The sequence below is a fragment of the Actinokineospora enzanensis DSM 44649 genome, assembly GCF_000374445.1.
Lineage (GTDB): Bacteria > Actinomycetota > Actinomycetes > Mycobacteriales > Pseudonocardiaceae > Actinokineospora > Actinokineospora enzanensis.
Map to the genome: position 1 here is coordinate 168,553 of NZ_KB894404.1, position 20,216 is coordinate 188,768.

Annotated in this window: 17 protein-coding genes; 12 read left to right on the forward strand and 5 right to left on the reverse strand. The window is 70.7% G+C overall.

Annotated features, from left to right (window positions below; genetic code table 11):
* Positions 1-4: 4 nt before the first annotated feature.
* Both C503_RS37725 and C503_RS0103530 read left to right on the forward strand, forming a co-directional pair.
* The gene (locus C503_RS37725) at positions 5-1,156 is read left to right on the forward strand and encodes a sensor histidine kinase (protein WP_018680822.1); all 1,152 of its coding nucleotides are present in this window, start codon (positions 5-7) and stop codon (positions 1,154-1,156) included.
* Complete coding sequence (locus C503_RS0103530) at positions 1,153-1,800, forward strand: response regulator (RefSeq protein ID WP_018680823.1); 648 nt, start codon at positions 1,153-1,155, stop codon at positions 1,798-1,800. Before C503_RS37725 ends, C503_RS0103530 begins: the two co-directional genes overlap by 4 nt.
* Here the strand turns inward: C503_RS0103530 and C503_RS0103535 are convergent.
* Complete coding sequence (locus C503_RS0103535; RefSeq protein WP_018680824.1) at positions 1,788-3,281, reverse strand: bifunctional phosphatase PAP2/diacylglycerol kinase family protein; 1,494 nt, start codon at positions 3,279-3,281, stop codon at positions 1,788-1,790. The two genes, C503_RS0103530 and C503_RS0103535, sit on opposite strands and share 13 nt — an antisense overlap.
* 145 nt (positions 3,282-3,426) lie before the next feature.
* Between C503_RS0103535 and pafA the strand changes: the two genes are divergently transcribed.
* The 3 genes from pafA (at position 3,427) to C503_RS0103550 (ending at position 7,150) form a co-directional block, all read left to right on the forward strand.
* Positions 3,427-4,785: a Pup--protein ligase gene (pafA, locus tag C503_RS0103540; RefSeq protein ID WP_018680825.1), complete on the forward strand. Its 1,359-nt coding sequence runs from the start codon at positions 3,427-3,429 to the stop codon at positions 4,783-4,785.
* Between the two features lie 416 nt (positions 4,786-5,201).
* Positions 5,202-6,176 carry a helix-turn-helix transcriptional regulator gene (locus C503_RS0103545; protein ID WP_018680826.1) on the forward strand — a complete coding sequence of 325 codons (975 nt, stop codon included), beginning with the start codon at positions 5,202-5,204 and terminating at the stop codon, positions 6,174-6,176.
* The gene (locus C503_RS0103550) at positions 6,173-7,150 is read left to right on the forward strand and encodes a helix-turn-helix transcriptional regulator (RefSeq protein ID WP_018680827.1); all 978 of its coding nucleotides are present in this window, start codon (positions 6,173-6,175) and stop codon (positions 7,148-7,150) included. The genes C503_RS0103545 and C503_RS0103550 overlap by 4 nt, the downstream gene beginning before the upstream one ends.
* Before the next feature lie 85 nt (positions 7,151-7,235).
* Here C503_RS0103550 and C503_RS0103555 read toward each other — a convergent pair whose 3' ends face one another.
* The gene (locus tag C503_RS0103555) at positions 7,236-7,865 is read right to left on the reverse strand and encodes a hypothetical protein (RefSeq protein WP_018680828.1); all 630 of its coding nucleotides are present in this window, start codon (positions 7,863-7,865) and stop codon (positions 7,236-7,238) included.
* A gap of 731 nt (positions 7,866-8,596) precedes the next feature.
* Between C503_RS0103555 and tatA the strand changes: the two genes are divergently transcribed.
* From tatA to C503_RS46630, 7 genes are all read left to right on the forward strand, one after another.
* Positions 8,597-8,929, forward strand: coding sequence for a Sec-independent protein translocase subunit TatA (tatA, locus tag C503_RS37730; RefSeq protein WP_033400166.1), 333 nt, complete (start codon positions 8,597-8,599; stop codon positions 8,927-8,929).
* Between the two features lie 104 nt (positions 8,930-9,033).
* Positions 9,034-9,981 carry a twin-arginine translocase subunit TatC gene (gene tatC, locus C503_RS0103565; protein ID WP_018680830.1) on the forward strand — a complete coding sequence of 316 codons (948 nt, stop codon included), beginning with the start codon at positions 9,034-9,036 and terminating at the stop codon, positions 9,979-9,981.
* A gap of 61 nt (positions 9,982-10,042) precedes the next feature.
* Entirely contained in the window at positions 10,043-10,924 is an 882-nt protein-coding gene (locus C503_RS0103570) for a diacylglycerol/lipid kinase family protein (RefSeq protein ID WP_018680831.1), read from the forward strand.
* A gap of 57 nt (positions 10,925-10,981) precedes the next feature.
* The gene (locus tag C503_RS0103575; protein ID WP_018680832.1) at positions 10,982-13,771 is read left to right on the forward strand and encodes a DEAD/DEAH box helicase; all 2,790 of its coding nucleotides are present in this window, start codon (positions 10,982-10,984) and stop codon (positions 13,769-13,771) included.
* Between the two features lie 176 nt (positions 13,772-13,947).
* Positions 13,948-14,712 (forward strand): DUF4333 domain-containing protein, encoded by a 765-nt coding sequence (locus tag C503_RS0103580; RefSeq protein ID WP_018680833.1) that lies wholly within the window; start codon positions 13,948-13,950, stop codon positions 14,710-14,712.
* A 91-nt stretch (positions 14,713-14,803) separates the two neighbouring features.
* Positions 14,804-16,024: a GNAT family N-acetyltransferase gene (locus C503_RS0103585; RefSeq protein WP_026315946.1), complete on the forward strand. Its 1,221-nt coding sequence runs from the start codon at positions 14,804-14,806 to the stop codon at positions 16,022-16,024.
* A gap of 218 nt (positions 16,025-16,242) precedes the next feature.
* Positions 16,243-18,111 carry a S8 family serine peptidase gene (locus tag C503_RS46630; protein ID WP_018680835.1) on the forward strand — a complete coding sequence of 623 codons (1,869 nt, stop codon included), beginning with the start codon at positions 16,243-16,245 and terminating at the stop codon, positions 18,109-18,111.
* A gap of 3 nt (positions 18,112-18,114) precedes the next feature.
* Here C503_RS46630 and C503_RS0103595 read toward each other — a convergent pair whose 3' ends face one another.
* The 3 genes from C503_RS0103595 to C503_RS47635 all read right to left on the reverse strand — a co-directional run bounded on the left by C503_RS0103595 (position 18,115) and on the right by C503_RS47635 (position 20,115).
* Positions 18,115-19,035, reverse strand: coding sequence for a 5'-3' exonuclease (locus C503_RS0103595; protein WP_026315947.1), 921 nt, complete (start codon positions 19,033-19,035; stop codon positions 18,115-18,117).
* Positions 19,036-19,115: 80 nt separating this feature from the next.
* Positions 19,116-19,391 carry a YggT family protein gene (locus C503_RS0103600; protein WP_018680837.1) on the reverse strand — a complete coding sequence of 92 codons (276 nt, stop codon included), beginning with the start codon at positions 19,389-19,391 and terminating at the stop codon, positions 19,116-19,118.
* An 82-nt stretch (positions 19,392-19,473) separates the two neighbouring features.
* Entirely contained in the window at positions 19,474-20,115 is a 642-nt protein-coding gene (locus C503_RS47635) for a helix-turn-helix domain-containing protein (protein WP_245572393.1), read from the reverse strand.
* Between the last annotated feature and the right edge of the window lie 101 nt (positions 20,116-20,216).

Below are 20,216 nucleotides of genomic sequence, written 5' to 3' on the forward strand. Positions count from 1 at the left end.
CGCTGTGCCCCGCCTGCCGAGCCTGGAGGTGTTGTGGCACCTGCTGCCCGCGGGCGTGGTGTTGGTACCGACCGTGATCACGGTCTGCGACGGCACCCGGTCCGCGGGAGAGCGGTGGGCCGTGGCCGGGCTGGCGGCCGGTCTCGCGGTCTGGCACGGGGTGTTCTTCGCGCGCCGCGCCCCTGGGCGTTGGGCGCTGGTGGGTTACTGGGCCGGGGTCGTCGTGGTCTCCGCGTTGTTGGCGGGGTATGCGGGCGTGTTCGTGGTGCTGCTGTACGGGTTCTATCCGCTGGCGTTCGTCACCCTCGACCTGTGGGGTCTGGTGCCGATGGTCGTGCTGACCGCCGTGGTGTCGTGGCGGGTCGGGCACTGGACGGACGACCGGGGTCTGTTGAGCGACACGGGTTTGCTGAGCCTGGGCGGCACGGTGGGGCTCGCGCTGGTGATCGCGGTGGTCGTGCGCGCGGTCCGTATGCAGAACCGGGAACTGCGGACCGCGTTGGACGAACTGGCCCGCACCCGCGCGGAACTGTCCGAGACTGCGCGCCGCACGGGTGTTCTGGAGGAGCGGCAACGGTTGTCGCGAGAGCTGCACGACACCGTGGCGCAGGGGTTCACCAGCATCGTCACGCATCTCGAAGCGGCCGAACAGGCCTTGGACGCCGCGCCCGCGCGGGCGCGTGAACATGTGGACATCGCCCGGGGCACCGCGCGGGAAGGTCTGGGTGAACTGCGCCGGACCGTGCGGGCGTTGCGTCCGGACCTGCTCGACGGCGTGCCACTCGGGCAGGCACTGCGCACGGCGGCCGATCGGTGGACCGGGCTGCACGCGACGGTGGCCCGGGTGGAGATCACCGGCGCGCCGGTGGACCTGCACCCGGACACCGAACTGGCACTGCTTCGGGTTGCGCAGGAGGCGCTGACCAACGTCGCCCGGCACGCGGGCGCCTCCCGGGCCGTGATCACCCTGTCCTACCTGGGCGACGTGGTCACCCTCGACGTGGACGACGACGGCGCCGGGTTCGATCCGGACACCCCGGTCGACGGGTTGGGACTGGTGGGCATGCGAGAACGGATCACCGCCGTGGGCGGACGGCTGGACGTGGAGACCGTGCCGGGCGAGGGCACCACGATCGCGGCGTCGGTGCCCGCGTGAGCGGCATCCGCGTCCTGGTCGTCGACGACCACCCGATCGTCCGCGACGGCCTGCGCGGCCTGCTCGACGGCCAGCCCGACCTGCGGGTGGTCGCCGAGGCGGGGGACGGCCACGAGGCGTTGGCACTGGTCGCCGCGCACGAGCCGGACGTGGTCCTGATGGACCTGCGCATGCCCCGCCTCGACGGCGTGGCCGCGATCGCCGCGATCACCCGCGCGCACCCGACCGTCCGCGTACTCGTCCTGACCACCTACGACGAGGACCACGACATCGTCCGCGCGGTGGCGGCAGGCGCGGCTGGGTACCTGCTCAAGGACACCCCACGCGCCGACCTGTTCCACGCGGTCCGGGCGGTCGCGCGCGGGGAGTCGGTGCTCGGCCCGGCGATCACCGCCAGGCTGATGGGGCGGATGCGCGCGGACGAGGTGGAGACGCCGTCCGAGCGGGAGCTGGAGGTGCTCGCGCTGGTGGCCAAGGGCATGATGAACCGGGCCATCGGGCGCGCGCTGTCGATCTCCGAGGCGACCGTGAAGACGCACCTGGTGCATGTCTTCGGCAAACTCGGCGCCACCGACCGGACGTCAGCGGTCACGATCGCCATCGAACGCGGTTTGCTGGGCGTCTCCCGAGGTCACGACCGGTAGATCGACAACGCCCCCGGTTCCGAGCTGAACTCGAAGTGGGTGCCCAGGGGGCCGACCTCGCCGTCGGTGGCCACTCGCCGTTTCTCGCCGTCCAGTAGGCACACGTCCAGGGCCGAGACCTCGCGTTGGCGGTAGACGTGGCTGGTGGAGAGAGTGCCGGTGAGGGTGGCGAGGACGAAGCGGGCGCGGGAGTACGGGATGTCGGCGCGCAGGTAGCGGACGTCCAGGAGGCCGGAGTCGAGGTCGGGGCGGCGGGTCGGGGCCGGGCCCTTGGGCTCGTAGCTGCCGTTGCCCACGAACAGCATCCACACCAGGTGCGGTTTGCCGTTGAGCGCCACCCGGATCGGCTGCGCGTGTCGCAGGGTGCGGATGAGTGCCACCGCGCCCGCGGGCCACTTCGGCCAGCCGCGGCCCTCCAGGCGTTCGCGGAGGCGGACCATCTCGGGGTAGCCGCCCAGGCTGGCGGTGTTGACGAACCAGCGGTGGCCGGTGTCGTCGGTGCCGCCGTCGATGCGCACGCCCGCGAGGTCGATGCGTACTCCGGAGCCCGCGCGCACGGCCGAGACCGACTCCTCGGTGGAGTCCACGCCGACGTCGCGGGCGAAGTGGTTGAGGGTGCCCGCCGGGATCAGCACCAGTGGCAGCTCGAACTCCGCGGCCACCGAGGCGACCGCCGCCACCGTGCCGTCGCCGCCCGCCACGCCGACCGCGCGGATGTCGCCGGGGGAGGTGGTGAGCTGGTCGGACAGCTGTTCGATCAGGTCCCGGCCGGGCTCCGGGTAGACGACCGTGGCGCGCGGCCACTGCCGTTTGATGTCGTCCGCCGGGTCCTCGCCCGACACGCCCGAGTTCGGGTTGACCAGGACCAGCAGGCCGTCGCCCTCGTCCAGCGCGGGCAGCTCGGTCTCGTGCGCCACCTCCGCGCGCCCATCCCCGGTCTTGGGCCACCAGTGTCGGGTCGCGAACGCCGCACCGACGCCGATCGCGGTGCCCGCGGCGATGTCGGTTGGCCAGTGCACGCCGGTGTGCGTCCGCGAGTACGCCACCGCCGCGGCCAGCGGGGCCAGAGCGATGGCCGCACCCGGGTGCTCCATCGCCACCGCCACGGTGAACGCGGCCGCCGACGCCGAGTGCCCGGACGGGAACGACGAGCTGGTCGGCCGCTTCTGCAGCCGCCGGTGCTCGGGCAGCAGGTCCGCGGCCGGGCGTCGGCGCGGGAACAGGTTCTTGCCCACCAGGTTCGCCGAGCTGCTGGCGAAGGCGATGGCGGCGACCCCGCGCAGCGCCGCGCGCCTGGTCCGGCCCTTGCGGGCGGCCAGCAGGGCGGCCACGCCGAACCACAGCAGACCCTTGTTGGCCGACTTGGACAGCGACTTCAGCGCCTCGTCCGCGCCGGAGCGCGGCAAGCGGGCGCTACGGCCCATCAGGGCGAGGTCGAGCTTGCCGACCTGGCGGCCGGTGCGGCGGACGTGACCGAACATGATCGTAGATTCAACCCGAGACCGGCGGTCCGCGCCGCCCGAGCCGGGTCCGGTGAACAATCGGTTACCGTGTGCTCGATAACAGAATGTGGACCACCCCGATCGGCGCACGGTCCGCACCGCTGTTTGCGCCTACGCTTAGAGGATGCAGCGGCGGATCTTCGGCATCGAGACCGAGTTCGGCGTGACCTGTACGTTCCACGGACAGCGGCGGCTGTCGCCGGACGAGGTCGCGCGGTACCTGTTCCGGCGGGTGGTTTCGTGGGGGCGTTCCTCGAACGTGTTCCTGCGCAACGGTTCACGCCTCTACCTGGACGTCGGATCGCACCCGGAGTACGCGACCGCGGAATGCGACGACCTCGTGCAACTGGTCACCCACGACAAGGCGGGGGAGCGGATCCTGGAGGACCTGCTCGTCGACGCCGAGCGGCGGCTGGCCGACGAGGGCATCGGCGGTGACATCTTCCTGTTCAAGAACAACACCGACTCGGCGGGCAACTCCTACGGTTGCCACGAGAACTTCCTGGTCACCAGGGCGGGCGAGTTCTCCCGGATCGCCGACGTGCTGCTGCCGTTCCTGGTCACCAGGCAGCTGATCTGCGGCGCGGGCAAGGTCCTGCAGACCCCGCGCGGCGCGGTGTACTGCCTCTCGCAGCGCGCCGAGCACATCTGGGAGGGCGTCTCCAGCGCCACCACCCGCTCCCGCCCGATCATCAACACCCGGGACGAGCCGCACGCCGACGCCGAGCGCTACCGCAGGCTGCACGTGATCGTCGGCGACTCGAACATGTCCGAGTCGACGACGCTGCTCAAGGTCGGCACCGCCAACCTGGTGCTGGAGATGATCGAGGAGGGGGTGCAGTTCCGGGACTTCAGCCTGGACAACCCCATCCGCGCCATCCGCGAGATCAGCCACGACCTGACCGGCCGCAAACCGGTCCGCCTGGCGGGCGGCCGCGAGGCCTCCGCACTCGACATCCAGCGCGAGTACTACGCCAAGGCCGTCGAACACGTTGCCCGCCGCGCCCCCGACCCGGTCGGTGAACGCGTCGTCGAGATGTGGGGGCGGGTGCTGGACGCGGTCGAGGCGCAGGACCTCTCGCGCATCGATCGTGAGGTCGACTGGGCTATCAAGCACCGGCTGGTCGAGCGCTATCGGGCCAAGCATGATCTGGAGCTGTCGAGTCCGCGGATCGCTCAGTTGGACCTTGCCTACCATGACATTCGCCGTGGTCGGGGCATCTTCGACCTGCTTCAGCGCAAGGATCTGGTGGCTCGGGTGACCGATGATGGTGAGATCGAGGCTGCCAAGGACACGCCGCCGCAGACGACACGGGCGAAGCTTCGGGGTGACTTCATCGCTGCTGCTCAGCAGGCGGGGCGTGACTTCACGGTCGACTGGGTGCACTTGAAGCTCAACGATCAGGCTCAGCGCACTGTGCTGTGCAAGGACCCGTTCCGTGCTGTGGACGAGCGGGTGGAGAGGCTGATCGCTTCGTTGTAATTTGGCTCGGCTTCGCCTCGGCGGCGGGATCGCCTTCAGCCGGTCTCTTCCCACCCGATCACTGTGTTGTTGGCCTCGGCTTCGCCTCGGCGGCGGGATCGCCTTTAGCCGGTCTCTTCCCACCCGATCCCACTCGGCCCTGGGGGCCTCCTGGGATCGGGTGGGAAGAGACCGGCGCGATCCCGCGTGGTGGTCGAGTCAGGGGTGGCTGAGTTCGGGGTGGTTGAGGTTGGGGGTGGCTGGGTTGGGGTGGTTGGGTTGGGGGGGCTGGGTTGAGGGGGAAGGGCGTGCCCTCGGAGCCCATGCTTGCTACGCAAAGTGACTCATGGGTTGCCCGCTGAAGTGTCGAAGACTTCGCACGGGTGTTCGAGGGTGTCGCGTCACCGTTGTGTTGGCTAGCACGTTAAGGTGCCGGGGTGTCTGTTGCACGCGCCGAGAGACTTGTCAACCTGGTGCTGTGCTTGCTGTCTACTCGCCAGTACCTGAGTGCGGAGCGGATCCGGGGCATTGTGCCTGGGTACGCTGACGCGCCTTCCGATGATGCCTTTTTTCGGACCTTCGAGCGGGACAAGACCGAGCTTCGTGAGCTGGGGATCCCGTTGGAGGTCGGCCGTAACTCGGTGTTCGACACCGTGGATGGCTACCGGATCGCCCGGCGGGACTATGAGTTGGGTGAGATCGATCTGGAGCCGGACGAGGCCGCTGCTGTCGCGCTTGCTGTGCGGCTGTGGGACTCGCCGGTGTTGACCGGGGCCGCGCATGGGGCGTTGATCAAGCTGCGGGCCGCGGGTGTCGATGTGGATCAGGCTGCGCCTACGGTGGTCGAGTCCAAGGTGCGGACTGCCGAGCCTGCGTTCGGGCCGTTGTTGGCCGCTGTACAGGCGGGGCAGGCTGTCACCTTCGACTATCGGCGTCCGTCGCCTACCGATCTGCGGGCTCGGACGTTGGAGCCGTGGGGTGTGGTGTCGTGGCGCGGTCGGTGGTACGTGGTCGGTCATGACCGTGATCGGAACGCGCCTCGGTGTTTCCGGTTGTCGCGGATCGTGGGGGACGTGCGCAAGGTCGGTAAGCCTGGGGTTGTGCGCAGGCCCGACGACGTGAATCTGATGGCGTTCGTGGCCGATACCAACAGTGAGCCGCCCAGTGCGTCACCCGCGCGGATGTGGGTGGCGGCGGGGCGCTGTACCGGGTTGCGCAGGCGTGCGCGGGTGGTGGAGCAGCGGGAGGTCGACGGCGTCCCTGGTGATGTCATCGAGCTGGACCTGCATTACCTCGACTCGGCGACCAGCTGGATCGCCGGGTTCGGCGCGGATGTGCTGGTGCTGGAGCCGGAGGTGCTGGCCAAGTCGGTCCGCGAGCGGCTGCTGGCGGTGGCGAAGGGGGTGTCGTGATCGCGGCTCAGGAGCGGTTGCCCAGGCTGCTGGCGTTGGTGCCCTACCTGCTGGCCCGGCCGGGGATCCGGATCGACGAGGCGGCGGCCGACTTCGGGGTGCCCGCCGGTCAGCTGCGCAAGGACCTGGAACTGCTGTGGATGTGCGGGCTGCCCGGCTACGGCCCCGGCGACCTGATCGACATCTCGTTCGACGAGGACACCGTCACGGTGGCCTTCGACGCGGGCATGCGCAGGCCGCTGCGGCTGACCGGGGCGGAGGCGACGGCGCTGCTGGTCGCCCTGAGCGCGCTGTTGGACACGCCGGGCGCGGGGGACGCGGACGCGATCCGGCGGGCGGTGGCCAAGATCGAGGCGGCGGCCGGGCAGTCCCGGCCAGCCGGGGTCGCGGTGGAGATGGGCGTGCGCGAGGGCGCGGCGACCGCCGGGGTACGGGAGACCGTGCAGTCGGCGCTGCGCGCGGGCCGGGCGCTGCGGATCACCTACTACACCCCCGCCAAGGACGAGCTGAGCGACCGCACGGTCGACCCGATGCGGGTCCTGTTCGTGGACGGCCGCTCGTACCTGGAGGCCTGGTGCAGGCGCGCCGAGGCGGTGCGGTTGTTCCGGCTGGACCGGGTCGACGAGGTGGAGGTGCTGGCCGAGCCCGCCGCGCCGCCGCCCTACGCGGAGCCGACCGACACGTCGGCCGGGCTGTTCCAGGCCACGTCGGAGCACGCGGCCGCGGTCTTGGTCCTGCACCCGGACGCGCGCTGGGTGTCGGACTACTACCCGGTGGAGGACGTCGAGGACTTGGCGGGCGGCCTGGTCCGGGTGCGGATGCGGTACGCCGACCAGGCCTGGATCGTGCGGCTGCTGCTCGGACTGGGTGGGGACGTCGAGGTGGAGCACCCCGCCGAGCTGGCGGCCACGCTGCGTGAGCAGGCCGCGGCGGCGGTGGCGCGGATGGACCGGGCCCCAGTGAATCGGCTGTGAGTTCCTCGGAGGGACAACGGCGGCGGCCCCCGAGGAACTCACAGCTCATGAATGGCTATGAAAGCATTCTAGGCGATCTGTTCCGTCACGTGCCCTCGATACCGGCGAGGGCGTAGTCCTCGACCCGAGGGTTGGCGGTGAGGTACCACGTGGCGTATGGGTACTCCGTGTGTACGCATCCGATGACGGGGATGCAGTTCTTGACCTCGATCTTCCGCTTGGTCTGCACGTTGTACGACGGAACGGGAGTCACCCAGTCCTCGACGACGGAGCCCTGCTCCATGAAGGTGCCGAGGCTGATGGTGTGGTTCCGGTAGTGCACGCTGGTGACCGCAGAAGAGTTCTCACACCAGTCGACGCGGTAGGTGTACGTGTACGCGACGCCGCCGGTCGCGTAGTGCCCGTCGATCGAGCGGTTTCCGATCCAGCACCCGGGACCGCCGAGCACCATGGCCTTGGTGGTGCCGTCGGCCGGGATGACTTCCTGGCGGTATGTGGTGGCTTCGGGGTCGATGATCCGGCTCGCGTAGGCCGGGTATCTCGCCAGGGTGGCCCGGTCGGCAGCCGAGAGTCTGCCGTTGGCCTCCAGGTGGCTTACCACCTGACGTACCTGCTGCGGCACGGCGTCCGCGGATGCCACGCCGGGAGGCACCAGGAAGCCGACGCCGATTCCGGCGACAAGTGCGCCAAGCGCGCCGAGAATTCGCAATTTCATGAATCTCTCCATGCTGGATGAGGATGAGACAGTCGGAACCCGCCGAGCAGGACGGATTCCATGCTGTGGTATTCCGGAAGAGGTTTCGATCGGTGTTCGTATTAGCGTGTTGTCGCTGTGGACAGTAGAACAATGTCGAGGGCGTGTTTTGATGTCAAATGTTTGGGGGGTTTCTACGCCGGTCGATTTCGTTGATGGTTCTTTGGTTGTTGACTTCCCCTGATGAGCCCACTACGTGCGCCGTGTTTGCGTGCTCCGGGGCGTTCATCCTGGTTACGGGACAGAAGCGCCACTTGTCGCTGCGCGGTCGGATCACCCGCGGTCGCCGTCCATGCGTGGATCGACACGAGGCTGCTGGCAGGCTGGAAGCCCGATGGCCGACCCAATGGAACATCCGGCGTCGGTGTGATATGTATCACTTGCCGCGATGTCGCACCCTTCCGCGTCTTGATGTCTCGACATTCCGCGCGCCGTCGCTAGGCTGGAAGGGTGTCGTACCTGATCGTCGCCGCTCTGTGCACCGTCGGTTTGGTGCTTTTGGTGGTGACTGCGGTGTTGTTGGTCCGCAGTGTGCGTCGCACCCGCGCGGTCCTGGTCACGACCAGGTCGTCGTTGCGTGCGAGCCTGGGTTTGCTACGGGCACGCCGAGCCGCATTACGCGTCGGTATCGCCAATCGAAACGCGCTTCGTGGTCGGGTATCATCCGACCTGAGGCGTGCCCAGACAGGAGGATGGCAGTGAGCCCAGGACCATGGGAAATCTTGATCATCGCGGTGGTGGTCGTGCTGCTGTTCGGGGCGCGCAAGATGCCTACGATGGCGCGGTCTCTCGGGCAGTCGATGCGCATCCTGAAGGCCGAGACCAAGGGCATGCGCGCGGACGGCTCCGATGAGGAACAGCCCGCCGCGAAGCCCGCGGAGGCGCTGCCCGCCGCCGCCAAGCCCGCCGAGGCGTTGCCCGCCGCCAAGCCGGAGCAGACCCCGGAGCAGATTCGCCAGGAGATCGACGCCCTGCAGCGCAAGCTCAACGAGTCGCAGACCCAGGCGCAGAAGAACGCGGGCTGAGAGGACCGGTCCCCACGGTGGCGAGCAACGACTCGTCCAGCCGGTCGTCTCCTCGCCGCGACAGGCGGAAGCTGCGCAGCCGTAGGCACAATCCCGAGGGCGCCATGTCCCTGCGGGAGCATCTCTACGACCTGCGCAGCCGGATCGGCTGGGCCATTCTCTTCATCCTGATCGGCAGCGTGTTCGGTTTCGTCTGGTACCAGGTCGACCTCGGTCCCATCCCGTCGTTGGGCCAGATCCTGCTGAAACCCTACTGCGCGCTCGGCCCGGATGTGCGGTTCTCACCGAACGGCAAGTGTCAGCTGTTGCAGACCCAGCCGTTCGAGGCCTTCATGGTCAACTTCAAGGTGGGCGTCGGCGCGGGCATGGTGGTGAGCGCGCCGCTGTGGCTCTACCAGCTGTGGGCGTTCATCACGCCGGGGCTTTACCACAAGGAGCGCAAGTTCGCGGGCATCTTCGTGTTCTGCGCGTCGTTCCTGTTCGTCCTGGGTGGTGTGCTGGCCTTCTTCGTGATCCCGCAGGGGCTCGCGGTGCTGGTCAGCTTCGGCAGCGACACCTTCATCACCGCGCTGAACGCCACCTCGTACATCTCGTTCGTGCTGGTCATGCTGCTGGTCTTCGGGGTCAGCTTCGAGGTGCCGCTGCTGATCGTGATGCTCAACCGGGTCGGGGTGCTCAGCTACGCGAACCTGAGCCGGTGGCGGCGCGGGATCATCTTCGGCGTCTTCGTCTTCGCCGCGTTCGCCACGCCGGGCACCGACCCGGTGTCCATGGTGGCGCTGGCGGTGGCCATGACGGTGCTGGTGGAGTTCGCGATCCAGGTCTCCAGGGTGCACGACAAGCGCAAGGCCCGGCGGCTGGACGCGGACGACCCGGCGGCGGGTCTCTCGGATGACGAGGCGACGCCGTTGAACTATCGTCCCGAGCCGGTCGACCAGTCCACCTTGCCCACCGAGCCGCAGCCGAGCGCGACCACGAACGCGTCCAGTACCGCGTCGGGTCCCGGCACTGCGGACCAGGGCAAGAGCGGCGGGTACGACGACGTGACCTGATCCCTGTTCGGCACGGGCCGGTCCGGAACCGGTTCGTGCCGAGCGGGGAGTCGGTGGTCGCATGCGGGTGGCGTTGGCGGTTCATCCCGGTTCCGGGCACGGCGCGGCCGCGCGCGTGCTGGACGAGGTGTCGGCGCGGATCCGGCCGGTGGTGGACGACCTGCGGGTGGTCTCGGCGCACACGGTCGAGGACTCGCGCGCGTTGATGACGCGGGCCCGGGACACCGGGCTCGATCTCCTGGTGGTGCTCGGCGGTGACGGTGCCGTCCACCAGGGTGTGCAGTTCTGTGCCGACCACGACGTGCCGTTGGCGATCGTGCCCGCGGGCACGGGCAACGACCTGGCGCGGGCGCTCGGCTCGCCGATGACCCCGCTGGCGGCGGCCGACGCGGTGGCCGCGGCGATCGTCGCGGACCGGCGCAGGCGGATCGACCTGGGCAGGCTGTCGGGTGGGCCCTGGTTCGGCAGCGTCCTGTGCGCGGGGTTCGACTCGGCGGTCAACGAGCGGGTCAACCGGATGCGCTGGCCGCACGGTCGCAGGCGCTATGACCTGGCGATCGTCGCCGAGCTCGCGGCGCTGCGGTCGCGTGAGCTGGTGGTGGAGACCGACACCGAGCGTCTGGAGCTGGACGCCACCATGATCGCGATCGGCAACACCGGGTGCTACGGCGGCGGCATCCCGGTCTGCCCGGACGCGGACCCGGCCGACGGGCTGTTCGACCTGACCGTGGTGCGCCGCGCAAGCAGGCTGGACCTGCTGCGGATCCTGCCCAGGCTGCGCACCGGCAACCACGTGGCCCACCCGTTCGTGAGCACCGTGCGGGCACGCAGCGTGTCGTTGACCCCGGCCAACGGCTGGGTCGCCTACGCCGACGGCGAACGGCTGGGGCCGCTGCCGGTCGAGGTGGACTGCGTGCCGGGCGCGCTGACAGTGCTCGGCTGATCATCCCGGCTGGTATGTCGCAGGACGGACGTCGGTGTCATGTGGAAGTCTTGATGTGTGTCCGCAGGCTCCTCCAGAACTCCCGCGTCGCGCACACCGGCCGAGGCCTACTCCGCCTCCCGGAAGCGGTCGACCAGTCCCAAGCTGGCGGAGTTCACCGGTCAACTGTCCTTCGAGCTCGACCCGTTCCAGGAACGGGCCTGCGCGGCCCTGGAGGAGGGGCACGGCGTGCTGGTCTGCGCGCCGACCGGCGCGGGCAAGACCGTGGTCGGCGAGTTCGCCGTGCACCTCGCGCTCGGCGAGGGCCGCAAGTGCTTCTACACCACGCCGATCAAGGCGCTGTCCAACCAGAAGTTCGCCGACCTGACCGCCCGGTACGGGCCGAAGTCGGTCGGCCTGCTCACCGGCGACAGCTCGGTCAACGGCAACGCGCCGATCGTGGTGATGACCACCGAGGTGCTGCGCAACATGCTCTACGCCGAGTCCTCGGCACTCGACGGGCTCGGCTACGTGGTGATGGACGAGGTGCACTACCTGGCCGACCGGTTCCGCGGCGCGGTGTGGGAGGAGGTGATCCTGCACCTGCCCGAGTGGGTGAACCTGGTGAGCCTCTCGGCCACGGTGAGCAACGCCGAGGAGTTCGGCGAGTGGCTGGTCGAGGTGCGCGGCGACACCACGATCGTGGTGGACGAGCACCGGCCGGTGCCGCTGTGGCAGCACATGCTGGTCGGCGGTCGGATGCTGGATCTGTTCGCGGGCGAGGGCGAGGACGGCGAGACCCGGATCAACCCGCAGCTGGTGCGCCGCACCGAGGAGGTCGGCCGGGTGCACGCGCCCTGGCACAACCCGCGTGCACGGGGCGGCCGGGAGCGGGAACGCTCGCGCGGGCCGCGGTTCCGGCCGCCGAGCCGGGTGGAGGTCGTCGAACGGCTGGACAGCGCGGGCCTGCTGCCCTCGATCGTGTTCGTGTTCTCCCGGGCGGGCTGCCAGGCCGCGGTTACCCAGTGCGTGCGGTCCGGGCTGCGGCTCAACTCCGAGGACGAGGTCGCCGAGGTGCGCCGGATCGTCGACTCCAAGACCCGCGACCTGCCCGACGCCGACCTGACCGTGCTGGGCTTCTGGGAGTGGCGGGACGCGCTGGAGCGCGGGTTCGCCGGGCACCACGCCGGGCTGCTGCCCGCGTTCAAGGAGACCGTGGAGGAGCTGTTCGTCCGCGGTCTGGTGAAGGCGGTGTTCGCGACCGAGACGCTGGCGCTCGGCATCAACATGCCCGCCCGCACGGTCGTGCTGGAGCGGCTGGTCAAGTACAACGGCGAGGCGCACGTCGAGCTGACGCCGGGGGAGTACACCCAGCTCACCGGCCGGGCAGGGCGGCGCGGCATCGACGTGGAGGGCCACGCCGTCGTGGTGTGGCAGCCGGGGGTGGACCCCAAGCAGGTCGCAGGCCTGGCCTCGACCCGCACCTACCCGCTGAAGTCGTCGTTCCGGCCGGGCTACAACATGGCGGTCAACCTGGTCGACCGGCTCGGCGCGCGGCAGGCGCGGGAGATCCTGGAGCAGTCGTTCGCCCAGTTCCAGGCCGACCGCTCGGTGGTCGGGGTGTCCCGGCGGCTGGAGCGCAACCGGGAGGCGCTGGCGGGCTACGCCGAGTCGATGACCTGTCACCTCGGCGACTTCGTCGAGTACGCGGACATGCGCAAGCGGATCTCGGAGCGGGAGAAGGCGCTGTCCCGGCAGAACAGCGCGGCGCGGCGGGCCGAGGCGGCGCACTCGCTGGAGCAGCTGCGCAAGGGCGACGTGATCGCGGTGCCCGCCGGGCGGCGGTCCGGGCTGGCGGTGGTGATCGACCCGGGGCTGGACCCGATGGGCGAGCCGCGGCCGCTGGTGGTGACCGAGGACCGGTGGGCGGGTCGGCTGTCGGTGTCGGACTTCCCGGCGCCGGTGGCCCCGCTGGGCCGGGTGCGGCTGCCCAAGCAGGTCGACATCCGCTCGCCGAAGTCCCGCCGGGACCTGGCCGCCACGCTGCGGGCCACCGGCATCGAGCCGCCGGAGCGGCAGCGCAAGCGGTCCGGCTCGGACGACGACGCCGAGCTGGCGGCGCTGCGCCGGGCCATGCGCGCGCACCCGTGCCACGGCTGCCAGGACCGGGAGGCGCACGCCCGCTGGGCCGAGCGCCACCACCGGCTGGTCGCCGAGACCGAGGCGATGGAGCGCAAGGTCGCGGCCACCACGCACTCGCTGGCGCGGGCCTTCGACCGGATCAGGGCGCTGTTGGCCGAGCGCGGCTACCTGGCGCCGGGCACCGGGGAGCGGGCGGGCGAGCAGGTGGTGACCGAGCACGGGCGCAGGCTGGCCCGGCTCTACAGCGAGTCCGACCTGTTGGCCGCGGAGTGCCTGCGGCACGGGGTGTGGGACGGGCTGGGCCCGGCCGAGCTGGCCGCGGTGGTCTCGGCGCTGGTATACGAGGCGCGGCGGGACGGCACGATGGAGGCCAGGGTGCCCGGCGGCGCGGTGAGCGACGCGCTGACCGCGACCGCGCGGCTGTGGGCGGAGCTGGAGTCCGACGAGCGCCACCACCGGCTGGAGCGGACCCGGCAGCCGGACGCGGGGTTCGCCTGGACGGTCTACCGGTGGGTGCGCGGCGAGTCGCTGGAGAAGGTGATCACGGCGGCGGACTCGGCCGGGCAGGAGCTGTCGGCAGGCGACTTCGTGCGCTGGTGCAGACAGGTGATCGACCTGCTCGACCAGATCAGGGACGTGGTCGGGCCCGGCGAGCCGGTGGGCAAGGCGGCCGCGGAGGCGGTCCGGGGGATCCGCCGCGGCGTGGTGGCGCTGGCCTCCGCCTGACCGGCGCGCGCCGCCCGGCCGGTGGGGCGCGTGAGGGTGGTGTGAGCCCTGACGGGTGGGAATCCAACAGGTTGGACACGCCACCCGGGTTGGGTGTGGCCACGGCCGCCCGCTGTGGTTTGATCGCGCCCAAAGGTGTGCATGGCGGCGCTACCTCGATTCGGCGGAGGCGAGAGATGAGCAGCCCCTACGGGCCGTCCGGTGGGCAGCCGGACCCACAGCAGCAGTGGGGCCAGCAGCCCTACGGACCGCCCGCGGGAACCCCGTCGGGCGGGTTCCCGGCCCAGGGCGAGCCGGGTGGTTATCCGGCGCAGGGCGGATACCCGGCGCAGGGTGGCCAGTACGGCCAGCCGCCCACGGGCACGCCCTCCGGTGGTTTCCCCGCCCAGGGCGGACAGTACGGCTATCCGCAGCAGCAGCCCCAGTACGGGCAGCCCGATCCGGCGCAGCAGCAGTACGGACAGCCCGGCTACGGCCAGCAGCCGCAGCCGACGCAGCAGTACCCGGGCGGTGAGTACGGCAACTGGGGCCAGCCCGGCCAGCAGCAGGCCCAGTACGGGCAGCAGCAGTACCAGCAGCCGGGCGCCTACCCCGGTTCCGGGTCGCCGGAGAAGAAGGGCGGCAGCACCTGGATCTGGATCACCGTGGTGGTGGTCGTGCTCGTCGCGGGCGCGGTGGCGGTGCTCGGCTTCATCACGCCGGGCTTCTTCAACCACAAGGTCTTCGACACCAACGCGGTGCAGAAGGGCGTGCAGGGCATCCTGACCGACAAGTACAGCATCGACAACGTCGAGTCGGTCACCTGCCCGACCGGGCAGCAGGTCAAGAAGGACGCGCAGTTCACCTGCACGGTGAAGATCGGCGGCGAGGACAAGACGGTGCACATCACCGTCCGCGACGACAACGGCCAGTACGAGGTCGCGCCGCCCACCGACAACTGACGTACCGGCAGGCACACCGGACTACCGCCCAGGGGCGCGCGCACCGTATTCGGTTCGCGCGCCCTCGGTGTCTGCGGGCATGATCGCCGGGGTGAGCGACATCGAGGTACGCCAGGTCCGGGAGTCCGAGCACCGCGCCACGATCGAGCTGTTCGGCCAGGCCATACATCGCCCGCCGTTGACCGACGCGGTGTGGGCGGGGGTCGCGGGCTCGTTCGAGCAGGGGCGCACGCTCGGCGCGTTCGCCGGTGGGCGGATGGTGGGCACAGCGTTGGCGTGGTCGTCGGATCTCGTGGTGCCGGGCGGTCGGCGGGTGCCGATGGCGGCGGTGACCCGGGTCGCGGTGCGCACGGACTTCCGGCGGCGCGGCACGTTGCGGGAGCTGATGCGCGCGCAGCTGGCGGACTTCGCCGCGCGCGGTGAGCCGCTGGCCGCGTTGCGCGCGTCGGAGCCGGGGATCTACGGCCGGTTCGGCTACGGCGAGGCGACCCGGACGGCGACGTTGACCTTGCGGAGCGCGGATGTGGCGCTGCGGCCCGAGGTGCCCGACGAGGGCGAGGTGCGGCTGCTGGACTCGGCGCCGTTGGCGGCGGCCCTGGAGATCTCCCCGCTGCTGTCGGACATCCACGCGCGGGTGGGGCGCGGCCGGGTGGGGACGATCGCGCGGCCCGCCGAGTGGTGGCCGACGAGCTACGACGTGATGTACCGGCTGGGGGAGGGCCTGTCCGTCGCGGTGCACCGGGGGTCGGGCGGGGACGACGGGTTCGTCGCCTACCGCGTGACGCGGCCGGGCCATGGGCACGAGTCGGTGCTGGAGGTCCAGGACCTGGTGGCGGCCACACCCGCGGTCGCGGCCGCGCTGTGGCGGTTCGTGCTGGGCGTCGACCTGGTGGACACGGTGCGGGCGCTGTTCCGGCCGGTGGACGAGCCGGTCGCGGCGATGCTGGTGGACCCGCGCGCGGTGACGAAGGCGGTGACACACGGCGACCTGTGGGTGCGCCTGGTGGATGTGCCCGCGGCGTTGGCGGCGCGGTGCTACGGCGCGGGTTCGGTCGTGGTGGAGGTCGAGGACGCGTTCCTGCCCGGCAATTCCGGTCGCTACCGGGTCGGCGCGGACGGCGCGGTGCGCACCGGGGACGCGCCGGAGCTGGCAATGGACGTGGACGTACTGGGGATGCTGTACCTGGGTGGATGGGCGCCGAGCGTGCTGGCGGGGATCGGGCGGGTGCGTGAGCTCGTTCCGGGCGCGGCGGAACGGGCGGACACGGTCTTCACCGTGCCCGTGAAGCCCTGGTCGGGCACACGGTACTGAGTCTCCGCAAGCGCCGATCGGGCCCGATCACGGGTGCGGGACGGAGCAGCGCGCGCGACCGTTCGAGTGCTCGACCGTTGCGGCGCAGGGCATCCGGGGTAATCGTGGCCGGAATCCGCGTGGTGACCGGCTGTCGTCCCTAGTCTCTGCTCGTTCACACGAGCGGAGGGGATCCGATGCGCGGTAGGCGAAGCAGAGCGTGGTTAGTGGTGCCCGCGATGGTCGCGGGCACCATCGTGGGCATGGCACCGGCGGCGACGGCTGAGGTGGTCGGCGCCGGGGTGGGCGCGATCGACGGCAGCTACATCGTGGTGCTCAAGGACGGGCCCGCCAGCCCGGAAGCGTTGGCGGGCAAGTACTCCGGACGGGTCAACCGGACCTTCATGCACGCCCTGCACGGGTTCTCGGCCACTCTGGACGCGCGCGCCGCGCGCAGGCTTGCCGCAGATCCCGCGGTCGCGTATGTGCAGGCGAACCGGCGGGTGAGCAAGGCGGACGTGCAGGACTACCCGCGTTCCTGGGGGCTGGACCGGATCGACCAGCGGTATGGGCCGATCGACAACAAGTACACCTACGCCACCAAGGCCACCAACGTCACCGCGTATGTGGTCGACACCGGTATCCGCGTCACCCACGAGGAGTTCGGCGGCCGCGCGGTGTGGGGGACCAACACCAGCGGTGACGGCAGGAACGAGGACTGCAACGGGCACGGCACGCACGTGTCCGGCACCATCGGCGGCACCGAGTACGGCGTGGCCAAGGGCGTGCGGCTGGTCGCGGTGAAGGTGCTGGACTGCGACGGGTACGGCAGCAGCGAGAGCGTGGCGGCCGGGCTGGACTGGGTCGTGGCCAACCACGTGTCCGGTCCCGCGGTGGCGAACATGAGCCTCGGCGGCGACGCGCCGGACCAGGTCCTGGAGGACGCGGTGCGGCGCGCGATCGCCGACGGCGTGGTGGTGTCGGTCGCGGCGGGCAACGACAGCGGCGACGCGTGCGCCCACTCGCCCGCGCGCGTGCCGGAGGCGTTGACCGTGGCGGCCGCCAACGACTTCGACGGGCGGGCCTCGTTCTCCAACTACGGGTCCTGTGTGGACCTGTTCGCGCCGGGGGAGTACATCTGGTCGGCGAGCGCGGGCTACGACTCCGACTGGGAGATCCTCAGCGGTACCTCGATGGCGACCCCGCACGTGTCGGGCGCGGCGGCGCTGCTGCTGGCGCGGGACCCGGGGCTGACGCCCGCGCAGCTGTCGGCCGGGCTGCTGCTGGACTCGACCAAGGACGTGATCTCCGACGCGCAGGGCTCGCCGAACCGGATGCTGGTCGTCAACACCGGGTACCGGCCGGGGTATCCGCTGGTCGCGGACCCGGGCGTGCGGGCGGGCCGGATCGGGACGCCGATGTCCGTGCCGCTGTCGGTGAACGGCGGGACCGCCCCGTACACGTGGACCTCGACGGCGCTGCCCGCCGGGTTGACGCTGAACGCGAGCACCGGGGTGATCTCCGGCAAGCCGACCGCGACGGTGATCGACAGGTCGGTGACCGCGACCGCCACGGACCGGAACAAGCGCACCGGCACGGTCACCTTCCGGATGTTCACCACACCGCCGGGCTGGGCCTGCCCGTCGAAGGGACAGAAGCTGCGCAACCCCGGCTTCGAGGAGGGGCGCGGGATCGGCAACGGCTGGGACCAGAGCAGGACGCTGCTGATCACCGACGACGCCGGGGTCACCCCGCACGCGGGCAGGTGGGGTGCCTACTTCGCGGGCCTGGGCATGCCGTTCGGGGACACGCTGCAGCAGACCGCGACGATCCCGGCCGACTGCCCGTACTCCACGCTGTCGTTCTGGGTGCGGACCACGACCGAGGAGCCGACCTCGGCCGGTCCGGTGGACACGCTGACCGTCACCGCGGACACGTCCCGGGTCGCGGTGCTCTCCAACCTGGACGCCGCGCCCGGCTGGGTCCGACGCAGCTACGACGTGGGCTCGCTGGCGGGCAAGACCGTGCGGTTCACGTTCTTCGGCCAGGAGGACTACGGCGAGCCGACCGGTTTCGACCTCGACGACGTCGCCCTGGACGTCGCCTGACGGTCAGCCGAGCGCGGTGAGCAGACGGTCCACGGCGGACCCCAGGTTCCACCGCTCCTGCAGCTGCCGCACGCGGTCCACGTCGACCGCGTGCGGCACCTCCGGCGTTCCGGTCGCCTCGATACCCACATCGGTGGCGACCCGCACCACCAGCGGTGCCTTGGCCAGGTAGTCGGCGTCGTGCGTGAACGCCTCGCGCACCTTGAGCGGGACGTCCTTGGAGCCTGCGTCGGCGGCCTCGACGAGCGCGGCCAGCGAGCCGAACTTGGTGATCAGCTTGGCGGCGGTCTTCTCGCCGATGCCGGTGATCCCGGGCAGCCCGTCGGACGGGTCGCCGCGCAACACGGCCATGTCGGCGTACGCGAGCCCCTCGGCGGGCAGCCCGTAGCGGGCGGCGAGCTCCTCCGGCCCGACGACCTCGGCCTTCGACCACCCCCGCCCGACGTAGACGACGCGCACGGGGGTGGGGGTGTCGCGGACGCACTGGAACAGGTCGCGGTCGCCGGTGACGATCTCGACCGGGGCGTCCTGCTCGCGGTGGGCCAGCGTGCCGATCACGTCGTCGGCCTCGTACCCGGCGGCCTGCGCGGTGGCGATCCCGGCGGCGTCCAGCAGGTCGAGGATGATCGGCACCTGCGGCGTGAGCGTGTCCGGCACCTCCTCGGCGTTCACGCTGGGGTCGGCCACCCGCTGCGCCTTGTAGCTGGGGATCGCGGCCACCCGGAACGCGGGCCGCCAGTCCGCGTCCAGACAGGCCACGAGCCGCGACGGCTTCCGGTCGTTGAGGATCTGCGCGATCATCCCGGCAAACCCACGCACGGCGTTCACCGGCTTACCGTCCGGCGAGGTCATCGACTCCGGCAGGGCGAAGAACGACCGGAAGTACAGGCTGGCCGAGTCCAACAACACCACAGGTCCACTCACGGCCGAGAGCCTGCCACACCTGACCGCGCGGAGCCCGGCACACCGGGTACGGGACTCACTCCCGCCCGAACCCGCGCCGGTCAGAGCGCGAACGCGATCGACCGGAGAACCAAGGCCACGACGAACACGATCGTGAAGGCCAGGTCGATCCCGATGCCCCCGGCCCGCACCGGCGGCACCACCCGCCGCACCGGGGCGATGGCGGGTTCGGTGGTCGCGCGGGTGAAGGTCCGGGCACGGCCGACCCAGGCCGGGCCCCGGCCCGCCATCGCCGCCCAGTCCAGCACCATCCTGGCGACGAGCAGCAGGATGAACGCCGTGAGGGCGTAGCCGACCAGTATTCCGATGAAGTCCATGTTCGCTCCTCCCGGGACCGATTGCGCCTGGTCAACGCATGCCATATCCGGAAAGTGCCCGAACGCCGGATTTCTCAGGTTCTTACCAGGTCCGGTGCCAGGTCGACGGACAGGACGTGCTGGATCGCGTGGGTGCCGGTCGGTGGCGTTGATCGGAAGTTCGGCCGACTCGCGGGACGCTGCGACCGGATGCCTTGCGTGTGCGTCCGGTGTGGATCGCTATGAATCGTTGGCGTTCGAGTAGTGCGGTGACGTGGGCGTCGACCTGGTCGGCGGGGACTTCCCCGGCCCTCGCGATGGCGGTAGCCGCCGTGAGTGCGCAGCAATGGCGGGATGAGGGGGTGTCGACGTCGTCGACCTCGTCGAGAAGGTCATCGATTGATGTCAGGGCGTCTCGGATCGCGCCCACGGTGTCGACGCTGGCTTCCGCCACGGTCTGCGGCTGTCCGAGCAGACCGTCGAGATCGGTCCCCAACGCGCGCGCGATCCGGTGCAGGTAGGGCACTGAGGCGGTGTGCCGCTGCCCTTGCTCAAGCTTGCGGACCAAGTCGACGCTGACCTCCGCCGCGTCCGCCAGCTCCTGTTGCGTCATGTGGCGGCCGCGGAGGTGCCGGATACGCGCGCCGATGCTCTCGTTCGCCTTGTCGCCCCGCCTTCGGCCGGTGCCCATCGCCAGCGCTCTCGGCCCGTCGACCAGGGACGTCGCACCTCGGCGGTGAGGCATCACCAGGCTAGCCGCCACTCGGGCCAGGCACGACCGGGCGCACAGTTGTCCGTTTGCGCGGGACAGGCGCTGCGGGGGCAGCGATCCCTCTCAAGGCATAG

Bases quoted from the DNA above. Each gene is read 5' to 3' on its own strand.
- C503_RS0103535 (WP_018680824.1), bottom strand. From the start codon at position 3,281: ATGTTCGGTCACGTCCGCCGCACCGGCCGCCAGGTCGGCAAGCTCGAC.
- pafA (WP_018680825.1), top strand. From the start codon at position 3,427: ATGCAGCGGCGGATCTTCGGCATCGAGACCGAGTTCGGCGTGACCTGT.
- C503_RS0103555 (WP_018680828.1), bottom strand. From the start codon at position 7,865: ATGAAATTGCGAATTCTCGGCGCGCTTGGCGCACTTGTCGCCGGAATC.
- tatA (WP_033400166.1), top strand. From the start codon at position 8,597: ATGGCAGTGAGCCCAGGACCATGGGAAATCTTGATCATCGCGGTGGTG.
- tatC (WP_018680830.1), top strand. From the start codon at position 9,034: ATGTCCCTGCGGGAGCATCTCTACGACCTGCGCAGCCGGATCGGCTGG.
- C503_RS0103570 (WP_018680831.1), top strand. From the start codon at position 10,043: ATGCGGGTGGCGTTGGCGGTTCATCCCGGTTCCGGGCACGGCGCGGCC.
- C503_RS0103580 (WP_018680833.1), top strand. From the start codon at position 13,948: ATGAGCAGCCCCTACGGGCCGTCCGGTGGGCAGCCGGACCCACAGCAG.
- C503_RS46630 (WP_018680835.1), top strand. From the start codon at position 16,243: ATGGTCGCGGGCACCATCGTGGGCATGGCACCGGCGGCGACGGCTGAG.
- C503_RS0103600 (WP_018680837.1), bottom strand. From the start codon at position 19,391: ATGGACTTCATCGGAATACTGGTCGGCTACGCCCTCACGGCGTTCATC.
- C503_RS47635 (WP_245572393.1), bottom strand. From the start codon at position 20,115: ATGCCTCACCGCCGAGGTGCGACGTCCCTGGTCGACGGGCCGAGAGCG.